The following is a 17,011-nucleotide window of genomic DNA, read 5'->3' as shown; positions in this document are numbered from 1 at the left end:
AATTTCTTTAATGCCTTTTTGTTTTTACAAAATCTAAAAATAACAGCTTTCCATGAAAAACTCTTCCAACGTGTTTAAATCCGATTGACTCTAAAGACTTAATAGAAGATTTATTCCATGTATGTATGTAACCATAAAATTGACTATAACCATCTTTCTTTAATCTTGAAATCAAGGCATTCTTCAGGAAGCGGTTTATTTTTTTACCCCTGTAGTCACTTCTCACAAACGCGTTATAGGTGAAAGCTTCTTTGCTATTTATTTTTAAATTTCTATTAAATTCCGAAAAATATACTTTGTTGACTGCCGCCCATGACCACCCGACAACCTCTCCTTCGGGCGACAAAGCATAAGAAAAATAATAGCCATTAGCTAACCTTTTTTTTGCTTCACTTAGATCGAATGTTTTTTTTAAATCCATTTCATCAATTGTTTTTTCAATTTTTTTTTCTAAAATCCGATCAATTACCCTAACAACCTTAACGTCAAATTCAGGTCGCGCTATTTTCAATGCAGACAGATCTTGAGATAGATCCATCGACATTAGTTCCATAACGTCCAATGCAAATATATGGTTCTTAATAAACCATTTCATCTGCAAGATTTCTCATAGATGAATTTATAATTTGCGATCATTTTCTTTTCAGAAAACTTTTCCGCAATCCCTCTTTGCTGCGAGGCGAACTTTTCGGCAACATCCCGGTTTTCATAAACCCGCAACACCTTGGCCTCAAAATCCCCTTCTTTATCCAGATCAAACAAAAAGCCGTTCACCCCATCCTCGACCAGATTCGGATTGCCCCCCACGTTGCTCACCACTACCGGCAGGTTGGCCGCGATGGCTTCAATCAGGGCAATAGAGGTGCCTTCCGAAAGAGAAGTCAGCACAAAAAGGTCCATCGCCTTTAAAACCTGTGGGATATCCTCGCGGTAGCCAAGCAACACTATATTGCCCTCAAGCCCGCGCTCAGCGATATCCGCCTTGATCTTTCTTCCAAGGTCGTTGGCAATTGGCGCAACGATGAGGTGTTTGAGCTGTGGGATACGGTCTTTTAAACGCTCAACCATATCGATCTGCAATTCGACATTTTTTACCGGATAAAATCTCGTGACGGTGCCCGTGACAAAACTGCCGGCGTCCAATCCCAATTTGTTTTTTGCGGCCTCTTTACTGCCGGCAACGGCAAAGGGTTCCAGGTTGATTCCGTTGTAAATCACGTCAACCTTGCTTCCCTTGATAAACTCCCGTTGGACCAAATCGTCCCGCACTTCGGGAGAAACCGCAACGATGCGATCGGTCAGCAGGGATAATATTTTGTTCAAGGCTATGGTTTTCCATCGCCACTCTTCGAGTCGGCCATGCCTAGTGACGACGACTCGTTTAGAGATTTTCTTTCCCACGATCGCGCCAAAAAACCATGAACTGCTGTCATGACAATGGATCACATCGATTTGCCAGCGGGCTACCAGTTCGGATATTTCAGCGATGGTCGCACCTATGCGCTTTTTCTTTTTTTTCCGGTCAACATGATGTAGAGGCACGCCTTCTTCAGCGACTGCCTTGGCAAAGCGGCCCGCCATGCTCAGGACGCACACATGCGGCTGAAGTTCACTGCACGGCGTCAGAACAATTTGGCGAATCACGCTCTCAAGCCCACCAACACCAAAATTATTGACCAGATGTAAAATACGAAGCTGTGACTGTGACATCAGCGGGCACTTACCTCACCATATTGTTGTTCAATACCCCGCAAAACCGACAGCCCGGCAGAGATGCGCGGAAACACCTGCGCCGCCCCCTCTCCCACCGGCTCCATCCCCTCCGCGGCCAGATCGGAAAAGCTGCGGCACCGAACCCTATCGCCCAATTCGGCAAGAGTACGGCACAACCCCTCAAACCGCTCGATCACATATTTGCGTACCGAACACTCGCGATACTGCACGTCCCTGGCCTTGAGAAAGCTGAAGGAATGCAGAATCAGGGTGAGGTTGCGCGGCCCGCGGTCATCGAGTGCCTGGTGGATGACCGCTTTCATTTCGGCCAGGCTCACGCCGTTTAGGTCCAAGGGCTTGAGGCGTTCGCCGCGCAGGGGGATGTTTTCGGTAAAGTTGGTGATGGGCAGCTCCCACACCCCGTCGATCTCAGCCGCGTCGTTGAGCGCTTCGGCGTGAAGGCGTCGGCTGTGTTTGGGAAAAGCGGCATTGTATGAGCTGTCCATGAAAATACCGTTGCTTTTAAGGGCCTTGAGGGTGTTTGCGTCGGCGCCGTAATTGCCGGCGCGAAAGGCCGTCGGTGCGCGGCCGCAGTAGCGGGTCAAAAGCTCTTTTCCTTCGGTGATCAAGGCCTTCTGCGCATCGAGATCGTAAGCCGACATATTATCACGATATTGTCGCGCCGCCGTGTCGGAATCTTTAAAATTGAGAAAATTGGGGTGCAGGTGCAATTGGACATCGTGGCCGCGTCCGAGAATGTATTCGCACACCTCGCGGGTTTCTTCCTCACCAAAATAATACTTGTTGAGCACTTCGACGAAAAAAGTGAGGGGAATGCCGTAGCGATCGGCGATGTCCATAATCAACGGGATACCGTATTCCTGGCCGTTAATACGCCCATAGATGCGCTTGTCGTTGCCTACGGGCTTGAGGGCCGGGTCGGCAAAGGCGCCGCCGATGCTGTGTTCGGTGTCGATGGTGATGAAGACGTTGGGTTTGGGCATGGTGTTGGTGTTGTCTCCCGTAGGGGCACGGCGTGCCGTGCCCTTTCTCTATTTATTTGCAACCCGCAACCAGGGTACGGCAAACGGCCAGAATCGGGCACGGCGCGGTCAAAACAGGGCACGGCGCGGTCAAAACAGGGCACGGCACGTTCCGAGTCGGGCATGGTAGGCCAATTCAACTCAAGCCCGCGATAATCAATCCCAACGAATCGTTTTTGACAGGATTTCAGACAAATGCTAGATTTTATTTACAAATCCAGCAAGGGGGCTCTCATGTCCACACAATCGGCCGAAGAAAAAAAAATCATTGAATCTCTCCGCGCTCTTCCTCCTGAAAAAAAAACCGAGGTCATTGATTTTATTGAATTCCTCAAAACCAAAACCGCCAGTGCTGAACGGCGGAGCCTGAAGAACCTCTGGAGTCGATTTTCCGTTCACATTTCAGACGGGGAAATCTCAAATCTCCGCAAGGAAATGTGGGGTAATTTCCCCGGCAGGGACGAAAAATGAGTGACATTTACCTCGATACCCATACCTTGATTTGGCTCTTGTCCGAACCTGAAAAGCTGTCACCAAGCGCCGCGGCGGCCATAGACCATGTTGGACAGACCCATTCCAAAATGTATATTTCGGCCATCACAATTGTCGAAATTGTCTACCTCGTCGAAAAGAGCAGGATTCCACAAGAGGCCCTTGAATTATTACTGGAAGCCATTGATGACCCTAGTACCGGACTGGTCGTTGATACCGTCGACCTTGATGCCGCACTTGCCATTCAACAGATCCCCCGCAACGATGTTCCGGACATGCCGGATCGCCTGATTGCCGCATCGGCGCTTCATTTCGAAATACCATTGATTACACGGGACGAAAAAATCCGCAAATCCCCAACCCAAACGATTTGGTAAAATCCACATCCCCCGTAGGCAGAATTTCCTTCAAGCCGTCAGGGCGTTTGATTGCTATAGCAATCAATGATTTGGCGGCCCCCGAAGGCTGCCTGCGGCCTTGTTCCCATTCCTGGAGCACTATTCCCAGAAATCCAGGGCACGGCACGCCGTGCCCCGACGGGAACCATCCGTTAAATCCGGTCAGGGTGGTTGGTGTCCAATGCCCATTTAGCCGGGTTGTCGGCAATATATTGCCGCACCGCGTGCAAATCGCGGTCGCCGCGGATCACGTGTTCATAATAATTGCGTTGCCATACCGGGCATCCGGCGTTGTTGCGTAATGCGTTGATGCGTTTGGTGGCGGCGGATTTGAATGAACGAACAATGGTTGCCAATGAACCCGCAACAGGCCGACCGAATTTTTCGACCGTAGGGGCACGGCGTGCCGTGCCCTGGTTTTGTGGTGCGGGGTTTGGACCGGGGACGGCAGGATCAAAACCGGGCACGGCACGCCGTGCCCCTACGGGGTCGGTGATCCATAAAATCGCGTGAAAATGATTCGGCATCACGACAAATTCATCCAATACAACGTTGGGCCGTACCTCCGGGGTGCGCAACCATTCGTCCCGCACCAACACCCCCAATTCATTCAACCGCACATCGCCATCGACCACATCACCAAACAAACATTCGCGCCGCCAGGCGCATACCGTCACGAAATACGCCCCGGCATCGCCATAATCAAAATCCCGCAACCGGATGGATTGCCGGTTGTGAACGTCGGGGTTGTACATGGCCCCCCCTCCCTTTCTTCAAATAAACAACATTTCATCGTAGGGGCGACCCGGTGCGTCGCCCTGATTTGCGCCATTGGTCGACGGTCATGGGCGACCCACCGGGTCGCCCTTTCACGCGGGGTGATGCAAATCAACATTCCGGGTACGCCAACCAGGGCGACCCACCGGGTCGCCCCTACGGCCGCGCATGCTGCGCCAATAAATTCACCAATTGCGGTGCCACGTTTTTGCGGGCATATTTTTGCGACTCGGCGTATGCGGCATCGGCAAGGGCCAGACCCAACGCCGGGTCGTCGATAATGCGCAAGACCTGTTCGGCAAGGGCCTGGTGGTCATCCACGGCGACCAGCATCCCGGTGACGCCATCTTCAACCATGTACGGAATGCCGCCGGCGCGGGTGGAGACCACCGGCAGGCCGCTGGCGAAGGCTTCGAGCAGCGAGCCGGGCAGATTGTCGATGCGTGAGGCGTTGACGTAAATATCGTATTCACCGTAAAGGCGCTGAATCTGGGCGTGGCTGACAGGGCCGTGGAAGGTTACGGCATCGTCAACCTTGAGTTCGGCGGCCAACTGCTCAAGTTCGGCGCGCAGACTTCCGCCGCCGGCGATGACAAGGGTGGCGTCGGGATGTTGCTCCCGCACGAGCGCAAAAGCGCGCAACACGGTGTCGATGCCGTAGATCTGTTCAAGATTGCGCGTCACCAGCAGACGTGGGCGAAATTGGTCGCGCCGCCGGAATTCAAACTGATCCAGATCGGCGATGTTGGGGATGACTTGTGCCTCAAGGGCAAATGCGTCGCGGAAAACATCGCGCAAAAACCCCGATGGCGTGGTGATTTTATCAACCCGCCGCAAAACCGGGCCGACCAGTTTGCCGTATCGCCGGAAAAACCGCGCGGCATCGCCCCCTCTGGCGCTGAGCACCACCGGTTTGCGCCGGGCATAAATCAGCAGCAACGCCGGGAAAGTGACCCAAAAATAGAAGTTGAAAAATCCGCTGAGAAAATACACCACGTCCGTACGGCGCAGCGCCGAATCGAGATCACGCAGAAAACGCGCAAGATTGATGATCGAGCGCACTCCGGGAATTCGGGCCATGGCCCCGCCCTGCCCCGACGCGCCATTGGTGCGCACCTCGACAACCTCGCTGCCCTGTTCGCGCAGCAACGCCGCCAGTTTCTCCGCCTGTATCGCCATGCCACCATAAGGTGGAGGAAAGGGCGAGACCAGACAGACGGCGGGGCATTGTTGTTTTGTTGCAGTGTCATTCATAAAAAACCGGTTCATTCTTCAGTAGGGGCGCACCGACGTGCGCCCTTTGCGCTGGTCTCGCGATCGTTGTGGGGGCGCCCCGCTGGGTCGGCCTGGGCGAGGCGTTGCCTCGCCCCTACGGGAACATTCAATTACACTTAGAACCCTGGGCGCACGTCGGTGCAGCCCTACGCGTCACCAACGATTTGGCGGATTTTTTCCTCTGTCCGATTGTCCTCCACCTCATTTTCCATTGCCCGCTTGAGAAACACCGGCATCATCAGAAGCCAATACATTTCTTCGATGTAAACAGAGGATATAAACATCGCTGTGACCAGATAAACAACGAGTGCTAACTTTATGGCATAGGCATTAAGCAGAAAGAATCTCCCAATTTCAGGTGCCAATTTTGCTGATTCGATTTCGATACGGCGGCACATGAGAAACGAGGTGAAAATCATCAGAATCAGAACTAGTAGGCCATGAAAACCGAGTTCTGCAAGGCAGCGAAGATAAGTATTGTGAGTATCGCGGCCTGCTGCTTCAGGTACATAGACACCAGCATGACCGAAGAACTGGCCAACCCCAACGCCAAGTGGGTAATCTCGAGCCATGGCCAACGCAGCATGCCATGCCTCTACCCGACCTTCCGCTGACCGGTCGCGCACGCCGTCTTCTTCGATTTGAATTGTCCGCATTCTGTTCCAGAAATTGTCGTCGGCAACGTAAACGACACCAAGCAATCCTATAAAAATTAAAGCTAGAACCTTTTTGCGGTACCCTTTCAGGCGCATGGTAAAAAAAACAGCTGCTAGCAAACCTGCCGCCAACCCGACGAAAATCCCCCGCGATTGGGTGATAACGATAGCGTTTGCGACAAAGGCGGCAGCTAGAACACAGACAACTCGGACTTTCCAATTGCCCTTGATCAGCATTACGCCGATAAACGGCAGCAAAATCCCGAAATGAGCGGCCAGAAAATTTCCCTCGCCAAAATCAGAACCACCGACCCCGGCATGAAATCGACCGCCCCGATAGGCGCCAGAGCCACTGTATAGTTCGTATCCCAGATAAAGGCCGGACAGAACAAATACCCAGATCATCCCTTGAAAATAGCGACGTGTGGTAATGATGTGGCTGGCCATCAAAAGAACAATGGCCACCTTGGTCATCTTCATGACGTTATAATCAATGCCGCTGCCCTGTCCGAGAAAAACCGAGGCCCAAATCACTCCAACGAACAGAATGAGCAGGAGCTCCTGGGTTTCGAAGAACCGCTTAAAACGAAGCTTTGAATAGTTGAAAGCAATGCCCATCGCGATGGCCAGCGCCAGCCAGAAACTGTAGCGTGCCGCCCAGCCAGGCAGGAACCTGCCCCACCACTGGCCAAGGGGGTTGACATTGTAGGTGGCCAGGTAGCCGTAAATGCCAACGATGGGATTCTGAAAAACGCTCACCACCAAGGCAAGGCAAAACAGAGTCAAATAAAGGATAGTTTTCAACGGCAACATACGATCATCCAGCCCTTCTAGCTGCCAAAAACTTATCCAGACAGCCACTCAGTTCAAACAAATGCATGGCGACCGGGAAACGGCTGCGGACCCCTTGATAATCAGACATATTGCGCCGCTTGAGCGAGAAGGGATCTGCTTGCGCGTCATTACCACCAAAACAGGTCGTAACGGCATAGTCATAACCAGCTTCCCGCACCAAGCTTGAATGGTCTGCCGTAAAAGCGCCACGAGGAAAGCAGAAACCGGTGGGCCATTGCCCAAGGCGTTCACGCAGAAGCCTTGACGACGCAACGATCTCGTTTTTCGCGGTACGGAAATCGAGGTCGGTTAAAGGGATATGCGATACGGAATGCGAGCCAATGGCGAAACCATCCTTTTGCATTTGCCGGATTTCGTCCCAGGTCATAAGGAGCCGGTCTCCCCGGACAGAACCGAATTCTCCAACGAGCCCTTCGGTGAATGCATGGCGCTCTCGTTGGCCCAGGTTATTGAGTGCCTGGACCAGCCTGCGACAGCGCTCACCGACAGGCTCGTTTGTCGCCACTGCAGCGGTTTCAAGGGCATGCTGCAAAGGCTGCGGATTGGGCTGCTGCAATGCCCATTTGAAAAGGGCCACTGCTTCTGACTTCAACACCTCAAACAAGTGGTCCCACCAGTAGGGCAACTGTTTGTCTATAGGCGTCACAGGCACGAAGAAACTAGCGTGCACTCCTACCCGTTGCAACACGTCGCGAGCCAGGGTGTAATTGTCAATATATCCGTCATCGAAGGTAATGGCCACCTTGTGACCCGCAAGCCGACCTTCTTTCAGTTGCTGCACGCCTTCGTCCAGGGCTATGACCCTGCCCGCTGCCGCCAGCCTTTCGACCAGCCGCGTAAAGGTTGTTCCCTCCATAGCCATGGGGGGAATAAAGTACCGCTCCCGGCGAGGCATAATGCGATGAAAAGTCAGAATATCGAGACGTGCGGCCACAGGTTAACCTTTCGCCGCGGAACGGCCCCTTCGCAGACTAAATTTGTGCAACAACTCCCGGCCCTTGGCAATCTCTGCGACACTGAAAAATCCGATCACATAAAGGAGGCCGGGATACAGACTCAGCAAGCCGATCTTGGCCGCCAATGAGGGCCACAATGACAAATCAATGGCCCGGGAAAGGGCGTATAATGCGATGGAAAGTGTAACAAGTTTGACCACTCTGAGATATTCGTATTTCACCGGGAGCAGTTTCTGCGAAACGAGATAGCTTAGAAACGCAAGAGAGAAAAAGGTGAGCATAGTCGATACCGCAGCGCCCATAATCCCAAATCTTGAAATCAGGACCAGGTTCATCACAACATTCAGAAGTGCGGTGGCGAAATTAATATAGGCAACATACTTTGTCTTATAGTTGATGAACATGCCAAGTTGCGTAAAGGACGCACAGCCAAAAAGAATGTAGCCACACACGATCAGGGCCACGACAGCCGCCGCCCCCTGGTACTGCGCAGGGGCCATAATGCCGATAATCTCGTCGATGAGAGTGCTGATCACCAAACCGGCCCCCAAAAAAGCGAAGAGGATATAGGTGAACATGCGGCCGAAAACGATGTCGGCGTCAGCTGATTTCGCGATTTCGTAACGCTGCGTATTCCAGATGCGAAAGATTGGTTGGGTGACTAAAATAGAGATAATCATGCCGAATTTATAGCCGAGCGAATATATACCCAAACTTTCAAGACCCACATATTTTTGGATAAAAAAACGGTCTGAATAATGAATGGCAAACATACACAAGCCTGCAGGAATCAAAGGCAGGGAATAGGCCAGCATTGCCTTGAATTTCTCAACGGAAAATGAAAAGGAGAATTCACCCCGCGTCACCGCGAACAGCATTGAGACGTTAAAGATCTTGGTTATCACCGTACTGAGCACCATGCCCATAACGCCCATCTTCATCCCTACGATGAAGAGAATGTTGAGGGATAGATAGGACACGAAAGTGAGCAGGGTGATCGTTGAAAAAACAACGGAGCGCTTTTGCGCAAGCAGGAGGCTCTCGGGCACGACGGCCACCGTCTGCAGAGCCATGGAAATGAATATGATTTGAAAAAATCTGTAATATTCGACACTGCCGAGAAGTAACCCCGAAATGGGCCGAGCCAGGGCTTCGAGAACTAAAGCCATGCTCAGAGCAAAAATGGTTATGCCGATCAGCCCGGTGGAGAGGACTTCGCGCTTTTCTTCTAAGGAATCGTAGCGAAAATAGAAACGAATGACGGCGCCGCCGATTTTCATGCCGGTGATCATCGACAGGACCATCATGGTGAGGTCCATCATTTCCAGGACGCCGTATTCCGCGGGTGAGAGAAAATGCGTATAAACGGGGATCATGAGAAAGCCGACCCCCTTTTGCACCACGTTGGCAAAGCTGTAGACCGCGGAATGCCTGAGGGTCTGTTTCAGATACTGCAACATAAGGATTGACCCAGCTTAAAGGTGGCGCGAAAGGGATTGAACGGCTTGCGCCATGCGGGCGACGGCGTCTTCACCCTGAGTGTACGGATTGGGCAACAATATAATTTCCCGGTGGCATTTTTCAGCATTCGGCAAAGAATGCGCGGCATATTGTTGAAACGACGAGCCAAGGTGCGCGGGACGGTAGATTCGTTCAGCGTCGATTTTGAGTTCTCGCAAAAGGGCAACGACCTCCTTGGCGTCGTGGCCTCTTTGGAGGCGAACGGGGATTTTGACATAAGGGAGGTCGGGCGCCCCGATAAAACCAAAGAGCCCAGTATCGGACAAACTCTGAAAAACCTTTTCGGCTGTCAAGGACCGGGCTTGTAAAATTTCTGCGTGTCTTAGGATGGTGAGGCGGGTCAGCGCCGCATCGAACCCGGTCAAGGAGTAACCACCGGCGTAAGCAGGCACACTTTCCTTTGGGCCCCGGGGAGTTTTTCCGGATTTAGTATTTTCACGCTTTTTTTCCAAAAAATGCCGGCGCCTGAAATACTTGAAGTATCCACTGATACAACGCCTGAAAGGAGCATAGGCTTTTTCCTTATGCACAAGCTGTATCCGTGCTTTTTCAATAAGGCCGGGGGACCGACTGACCAGGGCACCCCCGCGAAGAGAAGCAATCCCCTTGAAGGGGCCAAAGCTCAATATACCCACATCGCCGAAAGTGCCGAGATATTGCCCCTGGTACCGCAGTCCAAAGCTTTGCGCGGCATCATCGATGAGAAAAACCCCCTTGGCCTTGCAAAAATTTTCAATGTCAACCATCGGCGCACTCAAACAATACAAATGTGGCACCAGAACCGCGCGCACCTCTGGAGTGAAAAAAGGTAGTAAAGATTCCGCCGAGACCGTTATTTCACCCTCTGCCACATCGGCAAAAACGGGGCGACAGCCGGCATTGAGAATGGCGCTGATGACTGTGGGGCAAACCATGGCAGGCACCAAAACGCCCTCTCCCCTTCCAAGGCCGAGGGCTGTCAGACCAAATCTTATCGCGGTGCGCCCGACCTCGGTGGCAAGGACAGAAACACCCAGTATACCGGCCAGATATTCTTCCAGACGCAGCACCGCCCGCTGGGAAGAAAAGAATGCACCAGGGGCGGCTCGCACAATATCCAGAACTCGCCAATCGGCACCTGCGAGGGGCACCCATTTGGTGGGGGAAGGTTTCTGGAGTGCGCTATGCTTAATATCCACCACCGAAGTCATTAATCCTGCCATCAGTCCTAACGACCCACGCGAATCATCGAATCGAACGAGCATTCGGCAAAACCGGCACGGCGCATGCCGGCCTGTCCGGTTTTCACTGCAACTACTTTTTGATAACCTAAATACCTGAGCCACTGCACCACACGGGAGCTGTCTTCTTCAGCCGGTCAGGGGCAGTAGGCGACCAGCCAGGCATCCTTGGGAAAAACCGGCTGCACCTTAGTTCCATCGCCAAAGGGCGGCGTCAATTGATATGGAATATGGATGGATCCACAGATGACCCTATCGGTTTGAAATCCGGCATAAATCAGCACCAGTTTTTCCCCTTTGAGCATGAGCTCCTGAATCTGGTCGGGGGTCATGGTCGGCACTCTGGGGTGGCTGGGCCAACTTCGGTAGTCCGGCGGGGCAGAAACCATTTGAGCTGAAGCCAACTGCGCCACCAGAAGCAAAATGCAGAGCAACAAAAATATTTTTTTCATCTTGCGCCTTTCCCGACTATGGAAAATCATACATACCCCGATCAACGTTCAAAAACCAGTACAGTGTTCCAGCAAAATCGCCTGAAAAACCGTACCTTGCTCAAAAGAACATCATCGATTCGTTTGAGGGTCTCATATTTGAAAAGTTTCCATTTCAACACTGCTTCGCAAAAAATCCCGACATTCGTTACGAGTGAAAACTCGAAATGTTCTATCTTTTCAAAGTTCATCCGTTGGAACAAATCAAACTCTTTCCTGTTAAACGGCTTTTCGTCGGGTGTGCGCCTGGAGGGCGTTAAATAACGAAACAGGTTGATAAGGGGATTCATCCCAAGGGGCTCGATAAACACCGAGCGCCCACCCTTTTTCAAAATCCGTTGAATTTCCTTAAGCGACTTTTCGACATCAAGGTGATGCAAAATCGCTCGACCGAAAACAAAATCGAAACTGCCGTCCTCGAATTCCAAATTCTCACAATCCATTACGATTGCAGAAATTTTTTCGCCAAGGTTTCTTGACTGGATTATCTTGTTTAGGGTTTCAACGGATTTTGGCGAGATATCAATCATCACGACGGTTGCACCTGCATTGACGAAATCTATGGCGGGTCCAAGGTTGACCCCGGAACCATAGAGAAGGACTTTTTTACCGTCAACATTGCCAACTTTGTCAATGGCAAATCTGACAATATCTTTCGCCAACTTTGATACAAAATCGGTGTCATAAAAAACAACTTCTTTACTGCCACCCGAAACCATTTTGTCGAAATGCTCGGCTTCGCTTTTCTTTTTTTGTTGATCTTCGGAACTTGCCATAAAAAATCCTGTTATTAGCGAGCCAGTTTACTCTTCACCAACCCGGAAACCCGCTTGATGTTGATCGGATCGATGGGCGAGAGCGAATTGCGCAGACGCATACTTAGTTCAAACGTATCGAAATCCAGATATTTCGGATAATGCGCCACCTTACCCTTGCCGGTCAGCACCTTAATGGCCTCGGCCACAATCCAGCACCCCACCATATTGGTCACGAAATTCAATGATGGCGCCATAGGATGAACAAAGTTTTTGTCGTACTCCTGAACCTCTTCGGGATTCATCTCGGTAATGGGCTTGCCGCCTTTGAGCTTGATATTCTGCCACAGACGCTCAAGGGCGGTTTCGCACTCGGACTTGCGATAATCAAACACCTGGATGCGTCCACCGGTGACGGTGGCATGGCCGTTGACCAGAGGGATTTTGCAATCGCGCGCCGCCAGGTAGAGCAGTTTGGCCGAGGGCCGATCGGCGGTCTGGATGACGACGCCGCAGCCATCGAGAAAGGGACGGGCGTTGGTGTTGTTGACCATCTCGATGACGACTTTTTCCACCTCGGCATGGGGATTGATCGCCTTGATGCGCTCGGCGGCGACATCGACCTTGTTCTGGCCGAGGGTTGTGGAGGTGGCGAGCAACTGCCGGTTGAGATTGGTGGGTTCGTACTTGTCCATGTCGAGCAGGCGGAATTTCTTCACGCCCCAGCGCGCCAGAAGATCGACGGTGATGGAGCCGACGCCACCCATGCCGGCAATGGCGACGGTGGTGTTTCGGACTTTCTGGATGGACTCTTCGTCGATGAAAAGCCGTGTCCGAGTGAGCATACCGTCGATGTAGGTTTTTTCGTCCATGGTGTTCCTCCCTTTTTCCTGTTGACAAGATTTTGGTCGACAACCGACCAGCGGATAAACAAGCAATGCGATAAACTTTACCCGCGACTTGTCAGAAATCAATCAACTAATTCAAAGCAAGATATCGTTCTTTAACTACCCAAATGTGAAGGTTGAATAAAAAAATCAAAAGCCCCTTAAAGCGACAGGATTTACAGGATGAAAGCGGTTTTAAAACCCATACCCTTTTTCACCGCTGAGTACGCCAAGGGCGCTGAGTAAACCCTTACAATCAACAATCTTTTCTCAAAGTCTTTCCTCCGCGCTCTTCGCGTCCTCTGCGGTGAATCCAGCCTTGCTTTTGCCTGATCCGCNAGAACGCTGAGGGCGCTGAGTAAACCCTTACAATCAACAATCTTTTCTCAAAGTCTTTCCTCCGCGCTCTTCGCGTCCTCTGCGGTGAATCCAGCCTTGCTTTTGCCTGATCCGCCTTGATCAGATTTGATCCGTGTCCCCAAGCCTTCGCTTGTGCCCTATCCGCTCTTATCCGGTTTCATCCGCTCTATTTTTCATAAAGTCCACAAATGCCTGAATCTCTTTTTCCGCAGTTGTGAACACAGAAGGAAGTTTTTTGACCAGTGGTTCAATTTTTTCTGGTTTCATGTGGTATGTATACACATTGCGCACTACATGACGAAAACCACGATACATCTCAAAATTTTTCTTGAGATCCTCTGATATAACAGCAGGTCTTTTACCAGGGATTTCCAATGTCATTTTGTTTAGCAATTCCTGATGCCAATTGGCACCTTCAGGAATATTTTCATCAATCAATGAAGAAATTCGCTCGAAAATTCTTTCGAATCCTGAATAGAAACCGTGAAGGTTCAAGGCCACACTATCCAGAAAAAAATCGTCCTGACTTTTGCTCGCCTTTGTCCATCCTTGTTCAACGCGCGCGACAAGAACGGACAACTCCACCAATTCAGAAAGGATTCTCTCAGTTGGGTCAATGTTTTTGGCCGTCACAGCTCAATACCTTCTGTATCAATGCTTTGCAGTAATGCAGGTGAGCAATCCTCACCGTCAACCAAATCAACAGACCATGAAATACTCGCTCCAGTAACAAAAGCGACGGCAGAGTAAAATTTTTCAGGTGGTATTCCCCACACAGCCAGGTCGATGTCAGAATGTGCTGTGAGTTCTTCACGGGCCAGTGAGCCGAACAGGACAACCCTTTGGGCACCAAACCGTTGACGCAATTCTGTCGCTAACTTATTTGCCAGGTTTCGTGCCTCAACTGTTTTATTGGCCTGTAGAGTTTTGTCTTTTCTCCCACGAAAAGGATGGTAACGCTGCCACTCAGCGGGATTCATTTCTAAAGCTGTTTTTCCTGACATGATATCAGCCCCTATTTGAAATGCTGCTTTTCAACACCAAGGCACCAAGGAGGCTCCAAGACACCAAGAAAAATGGATTCGGTCAAAAACCTGAAATGCCAATGGAACGCAGATTTACAGGATCAAAGCGGATTTAAAACCCAGAACTGCCTTTCACCGCTGAGAACGCTGAGGGCGCTGAGTAAACCCTTACAATCAACAATCTTTTCTCAAAGTCTTTCCTCCGCGCTCTTCGCGTCCTCTGCGGTGAATCCAGCCTTGCTTTTGCCTGATCCGCTTTGATCAGANCTTACAATCAACAATCTTTTCTCAAAGTCTTTCCTCCGCGCTCTTCGCGTCCTCTGCGGTGAATCCAGCCTTGCTTTTGCCTGATCCGCTTTGATCAGATTTGATCCGTGTCCCCAAGCCTTTGCTTGTGTCCTATCCGCTCTCATCCTGCTTTCATCCGCTCTTTCCGCGTTCCAAGGCCTCTGAGTCTAAGAGAGCTGCGATCCGGTCATCTGGATGAATGACAATTCAGCGATATTGGCTTTTTCCTTGGCATGCTCGATTGTCATCGAGACCAAGCTGCCGTCACTGTCGAGGTCAATATAAATATTCTCGTTGATCTCCCGGGTTTCAGCGACTTCCTTGTCAGAAAATTCAACCAGGGCCGTGTCAGTATCTGAAAAATATTTTATTTTCATGGTGTCATTCCTCTTTATATCCTCGGTCGAAAAAGGCATTATGCACTGTTTCACCATCTTCAAGGAGGATCACCCGCAAATTCTTATCGATGTCCTTGATTTTACCCCACATTCGGATGCGCAGATTTTCAGGATGAACGCGGATATAAAAACCTTTAAGTCTTCTTTACCGCTGAGAACGCTGAGGGCGCTGAGTAAACCCGCATAGTCATACACCTTTTCTCAAGGTCTTTGCTCTGCGCTCTTGGCGCCCTCTGCGGTGAGCCAAGCCTTGCTTTTGCCTTTTCCGCGTCCTCAAAACCAATGGAACGCAGATTTACAGGATGAACGCAGATTTAAAACCCGCAACTTCTTTTCACCGCTGAGTACGCCAAGGGCGCTGAGTAAACCCGCATAATCATAAATCTTTTCTCAAGATCTTTTCTCCGCGCTCTTCGCGCCCTCTGCGGTGAATCCAGCCTTGCTTTTGCCTTTTCCGCGTCCTCAAAACCAATGGAACGCAGATTTACAGGATGAACGCAGATTTAAAACCCGCAACTGCTTTTCACCGCTGAGCACGCCAAGNGCCTTTTCCGCGTCCTCAAAACCAATGGAACGCAGATTTACAGGATGAACGCAGATTTAAAACCCGCAACTGCTTTTCACCGCTGAGCACGCCAAGGTCGCTGAGTAAACCCTTACAATCAACAATCTTTTCTCAAGGTTTTTTCTCTGCGCTCTTCGCGCCCTCTGCGGTGAGCCAAGCCCTTATCCGCACTTACGCGGCATCATCAGTTCTTTCCGCGTTCCAATCTTTTTCTGGTCCACGGAATGCACTGAAAAAACGGAAAAAGTTCAAAGTCATCTCACGCCCGTTCGCTGTGCTCTCTTAAGACGCGAAGACGCGAAAAAAACCGCTTAACACCAAGACTCGAAGGTTTAAGTTCAAGACACAAAGGTTGAAATCTCATGTGGCATTCTCTGCATCACAAAGTTCAGTGCAAGATCCGCCAGCTCTATCGCCTCCTGGGCTTCGGTGTCGCTTGGCTCCAGGTAGTCGCCGGGGTAGCGGAATGCTGTTGCGTAAGGTGTCAATATCTCAGCGGCATCTCTCAACTCTTCAAAATCGTGGTCAACCTCAATACATTGTTCGAGAAGGATTGTAAGAAGATGCGTTTTAGGGAAAACAGTTTCATTCAAAGTCAAAAACGCTTTCAAGGCTTTCTCCATTGCCTGTTGGCAATGATATACTGCGGTGTCTCGCAATGGGGGCTCATCGCTGAATAGCCTTCGAGCAGATCGAACATCATGAATGGATTTGATGAGCCATTGACTGACTTCATGCTTTTTCAAATCATCCATGAAGAATCCTCCCATTTTCAACAACTTTGCGCTCAAGTGATGTATTGATGTGCATTCCGCGAGCAAGTTCTTCACCTGTCCGTACAAGCACTTCGACGGGTAATTTCAAGCCTCGAAGGCTGCGATAAACGTCTCTCGCTCTTCGATAAGCAGGCTGGTCTGATTTGTCGACGATGACCATGATGTCAATATCGCTATCCTCGGACGGATGCCCCCACGCATGCGAACCGAACAGGATAATTTTTTCCGGATGCACCGCTGCAACAATTCGTTGAGTAATGACGTCAAGATCTTCCTGTTTGAGTTGTTTCATGGTTGATTCCTTTTTTCATCCACGAAATGTTGATCTTATGTCTTCTGCTATCAAGATCTTTTTCTGGTCCACGGAATGCACTGAAAACACGAAAAAAATTCAAAGTCATCTCACGCCCGTTCGCTGTGCTCTCGAAACCAATACAATAGGACGCAGATTTTCAAGATGATCGCGGATTTAAAACCCAGAACTGCTTTTCACCGCTGAGTACGCCAAGGGCGCTGAGTAAACCCGCATAGTCATAAATCTTTTCTCAAGGTCTTTTCTC

The 17,011-nt window shown here is 50.6% G+C and carries 19 protein-coding genes and 1 pseudogene; 2 read left to right on the top strand and 18 right to left on the bottom strand.

The annotated features are described in order from the left end of the window. Positions 1-7: 7 nt before the first annotated feature. From GFER_RS16090 to GFER_RS16080, 3 genes are read right to left on the bottom strand one after another with little or no spacing between them, the layout of a single operon-like run. Positions 8-595, bottom strand: a complete 588-nt coding sequence (locus GFER_RS16090) for a GNAT family N-acetyltransferase (protein WP_040101038.1) — start codon at positions 593-595, stop codon at positions 8-10. Beyond that, on the bottom strand, positions 592-1,710 hold the full coding sequence (locus GFER_RS16085; RefSeq protein WP_074669607.1) for a glycosyltransferase family 4 protein: 1,119 nt from the start codon (positions 1,708-1,710) through the stop codon (positions 592-594). The genes GFER_RS16090 and GFER_RS16085 overlap by 4 nt, the downstream gene beginning before the upstream one ends. Continuing rightward, positions 1,710-2,717 (bottom strand): polysaccharide deacetylase family protein, encoded by a 1,008-nt coding sequence (locus tag GFER_RS16080; RefSeq protein WP_040101035.1) that lies wholly within the window; start codon positions 2,715-2,717, stop codon positions 1,710-1,712. The genes GFER_RS16085 and GFER_RS16080 overlap by 1 nt, the downstream gene beginning before the upstream one ends. A 234-nt stretch (positions 2,718-2,951) precedes the next feature. On the opposite strand from GFER_RS16080, the gene GFER_RS16075 reads away from it, so the two are divergent. Both GFER_RS16075 and GFER_RS16070 read left to right on the top strand, forming a co-directional pair. Next, on the top strand, positions 2,952-3,227 hold the full coding sequence (locus GFER_RS16075; protein ID WP_200889353.1) for a DUF2281 domain-containing protein: 276 nt from the start codon (positions 2,952-2,954) through the stop codon (positions 3,225-3,227). Next, positions 3,224-3,625, top strand: coding sequence for a type II toxin-antitoxin system VapC family toxin (locus tag GFER_RS16070; protein ID WP_040101033.1), 402 nt, complete (start codon positions 3,224-3,226; stop codon positions 3,623-3,625). Before GFER_RS16075 ends, GFER_RS16070 begins: the two co-directional genes overlap by 4 nt. Here GFER_RS16070 and GFER_RS19820 read toward each other — a convergent pair. From GFER_RS19820 to GFER_RS16000, 15 genes and pseudogenes are all read right to left on the bottom strand, one after another. Then, a pseudogene (locus GFER_RS19820) lies at positions 3,576-3,743 on the bottom strand (helix-turn-helix domain-containing protein); the annotation flags it as partial. The gene GFER_RS16070 and the pseudogene GFER_RS19820 sit on opposite strands and share 50 nt — an antisense overlap. A 55-nt stretch (positions 3,744-3,798) precedes the next feature. Then, the gene (locus tag GFER_RS16065) at positions 3,799-4,401 is read right to left on the bottom strand and encodes a transposase (RefSeq protein WP_040101032.1); all 603 of its coding nucleotides are present in this window, start codon (positions 4,399-4,401) and stop codon (positions 3,799-3,801) included. A 178-nt stretch (positions 4,402-4,579) separates the two neighbouring features. Continuing rightward, positions 4,580-5,677, bottom strand: a complete 1,098-nt coding sequence (locus tag GFER_RS16060) for a glycosyltransferase family 4 protein (RefSeq protein WP_074669613.1) — start codon at positions 5,675-5,677, stop codon at positions 4,580-4,582. Positions 5,678-5,844: 167 nt separating this feature from the next. Then, complete coding sequence (locus tag GFER_RS16055; RefSeq protein WP_052446510.1) at positions 5,845-7,167, bottom strand: O-antigen ligase family protein; 1,323 nt, start codon at positions 7,165-7,167, stop codon at positions 5,845-5,847. 4 nt (positions 7,168-7,171) lie between these two features. Beyond that, on the bottom strand, positions 7,172-8,143 hold the full coding sequence (locus tag GFER_RS16050) for a polysaccharide deacetylase family protein (RefSeq protein WP_082048137.1): 972 nt from the start codon (positions 8,141-8,143) through the stop codon (positions 7,172-7,174). Between the two features lie 3 nt (positions 8,144-8,146). Continuing rightward, complete coding sequence (locus GFER_RS16045; protein WP_040101029.1) at positions 8,147-9,625, bottom strand: oligosaccharide flippase family protein; 1,479 nt, start codon at positions 9,623-9,625, stop codon at positions 8,147-8,149. Between the two features lie 15 nt (positions 9,626-9,640). After that, positions 9,641-10,876, bottom strand: coding sequence for a DegT/DnrJ/EryC1/StrS family aminotransferase (locus tag GFER_RS16040; protein ID WP_040101027.1), 1,236 nt, complete (start codon positions 10,874-10,876; stop codon positions 9,641-9,643). A 167-nt stretch (positions 10,877-11,043) separates the two neighbouring features. Then, positions 11,044-11,358: a hypothetical protein gene (locus GFER_RS16035; protein WP_040101026.1), complete on the bottom strand. Its 315-nt coding sequence runs from the start codon at positions 11,356-11,358 to the stop codon at positions 11,044-11,046. 41 nt (positions 11,359-11,399) lie between these two features. After that, entirely contained in the window at positions 11,400-12,173 is a 774-nt protein-coding gene (locus GFER_RS17960) for a class I SAM-dependent methyltransferase (protein WP_052446509.1), read from the bottom strand. Positions 12,174-12,187: 14 nt separating this feature from the next. Next, positions 12,188-13,024, bottom strand: coding sequence for a ThiF family adenylyltransferase (locus GFER_RS16025; protein ID WP_040101024.1), 837 nt, complete (start codon positions 13,022-13,024; stop codon positions 12,188-12,190). Positions 13,025-13,546: 522 nt separating this feature from the next. Beyond that, the gene (locus tag GFER_RS16020; protein WP_040101023.1) at positions 13,547-14,032 is read right to left on the bottom strand and encodes a ribonuclease toxin HepT-like protein; all 486 of its coding nucleotides are present in this window, start codon (positions 14,030-14,032) and stop codon (positions 13,547-13,549) included. Next, a complete protein-coding gene (locus GFER_RS18390; RefSeq protein ID WP_082048135.1) occupies positions 14,029-14,403 on the bottom strand; it encodes a nucleotidyltransferase family protein in 375 nt (124 codons plus the stop codon). Before GFER_RS18390 ends, GFER_RS16020 begins: the two co-directional genes overlap by 4 nt. Positions 14,404-14,879: 476 nt before the next feature. Next, entirely contained in the window at positions 14,880-15,089 is a 210-nt protein-coding gene (locus tag GFER_RS16015) for a DUF2283 domain-containing protein (protein WP_040101021.1), read from the bottom strand. Between the two features lie 924 nt (positions 15,090-16,013). Continuing rightward, positions 16,014-16,430: a HEPN domain-containing protein gene (locus GFER_RS16005; protein WP_040101017.1), complete on the bottom strand. Its 417-nt coding sequence runs from the start codon at positions 16,428-16,430 to the stop codon at positions 16,014-16,016. After that, complete coding sequence (locus tag GFER_RS16000; protein ID WP_040101016.1) at positions 16,423-16,743, bottom strand: nucleotidyltransferase domain-containing protein; 321 nt, start codon at positions 16,741-16,743, stop codon at positions 16,423-16,425. Before GFER_RS16000 ends, GFER_RS16005 begins: the two co-directional genes overlap by 8 nt. Positions 16,744-17,011 lie beyond the last annotated feature (268 nt).

Source organism: Geoalkalibacter ferrihydriticus DSM 17813, from assembly GCF_000820505.1.
GTDB classification, from domain to species: domain Bacteria; phylum Desulfobacterota; class Desulfuromonadia; order Desulfuromonadales; family Geoalkalibacteraceae; genus Geoalkalibacter; species Geoalkalibacter ferrihydriticus.
The sequence above is the reverse complement of the archived record's forward strand: the minus strand, read 5'-3'. Positions and strand labels throughout refer to the sequence as shown.

What these genes read in the sequence shown, in the direction of transcription:
- GFER_RS16000 (WP_040101016.1), bottom strand. Translation starts at nt 16,743, where the DNA reads ATGAAACAACTCAAACAGGAAGATCTTGACGTCATTACTCAACGAATT.
- GFER_RS16090 (WP_040101038.1), bottom strand. Translation starts at nt 595, where the DNA reads ATGAAATGGTTTATTAAGAACCATATATTTGCATTGGACGTTATGGAA.
- GFER_RS16040 (WP_040101027.1), bottom strand. Translation starts at nt 10,876, where the DNA reads ATGACTTCGGTGGTGGATATTAAGCATAGCGCACTCCAGAAACCTTCC.
- GFER_RS18390 (WP_082048135.1), bottom strand. Translation starts at nt 14,403, where the DNA reads ATGTCAGGAAAAACAGCTTTAGAAATGAATCCCGCTGAGTGGCAGCGT.
- GFER_RS17960 (WP_052446509.1), bottom strand. Translation starts at nt 12,173, where the DNA reads ATGGCAAGTTCCGAAGATCAACAAAAAAAGAAAAGCGAAGCCGAGCAT.
- GFER_RS16055 (WP_052446510.1), bottom strand. Translation starts at nt 7,167, where the DNA reads ATGTTGCCGTTGAAAACTATCCTTTATTTGACTCTGTTTTGCCTTGCC.
- GFER_RS16065 (WP_040101032.1), bottom strand. Translation starts at nt 4,401, where the DNA reads ATGTACAACCCCGACGTTCACAACCGGCAATCCATCCGGTTGCGGGAT.
- GFER_RS16025 (WP_040101024.1), bottom strand. Translation starts at nt 13,024, where the DNA reads ATGGACGAAAAAACCTACATCGACGGTATGCTCACTCGGACACGGCTT.
- GFER_RS16075 (WP_200889353.1), top strand. Translation starts at nt 2,952, where the DNA reads ATGCTAGATTTTATTTACAAATCCAGCAAGGGGGCTCTCATGTCCACA.
- GFER_RS16070 (WP_040101033.1), top strand. Translation starts at nt 3,224, where the DNA reads ATGAGTGACATTTACCTCGATACCCATACCTTGATTTGGCTCTTGTCC.
- GFER_RS16060 (WP_074669613.1), bottom strand. Translation starts at nt 5,677, where the DNA reads ATGAATGACACTGCAACAAAACAACAATGCCCCGCCGTCTGTCTGGTC.
- GFER_RS16085 (WP_074669607.1), bottom strand. Translation starts at nt 1,710, where the DNA reads ATGTCACAGTCACAGCTTCGTATTTTACATCTGGTCAATAATTTTGGT.
- GFER_RS16045 (WP_040101029.1), bottom strand. Translation starts at nt 9,625, where the DNA reads ATGTTGCAGTATCTGAAACAGACCCTCAGGCATTCCGCGGTCTACAGC.
- GFER_RS16005 (WP_040101017.1), bottom strand. Translation starts at nt 16,430, where the DNA reads ATGGATGATTTGAAAAAGCATGAAGTCAGTCAATGGCTCATCAAATCC.
- GFER_RS16015 (WP_040101021.1), bottom strand. Translation starts at nt 15,089, where the DNA reads ATGAAAATAAAATATTTTTCAGATACTGACACGGCCCTGGTTGAATTT.
- GFER_RS16035 (WP_040101026.1), bottom strand. Translation starts at nt 11,358, where the DNA reads ATGAAAAAAATATTTTTGTTGCTCTGCATTTTGCTTCTGGTGGCGCAG.
- GFER_RS16080 (WP_040101035.1), bottom strand. Translation starts at nt 2,717, where the DNA reads ATGCCCAAACCCAACGTCTTCATCACCATCGACACCGAACACAGCATC.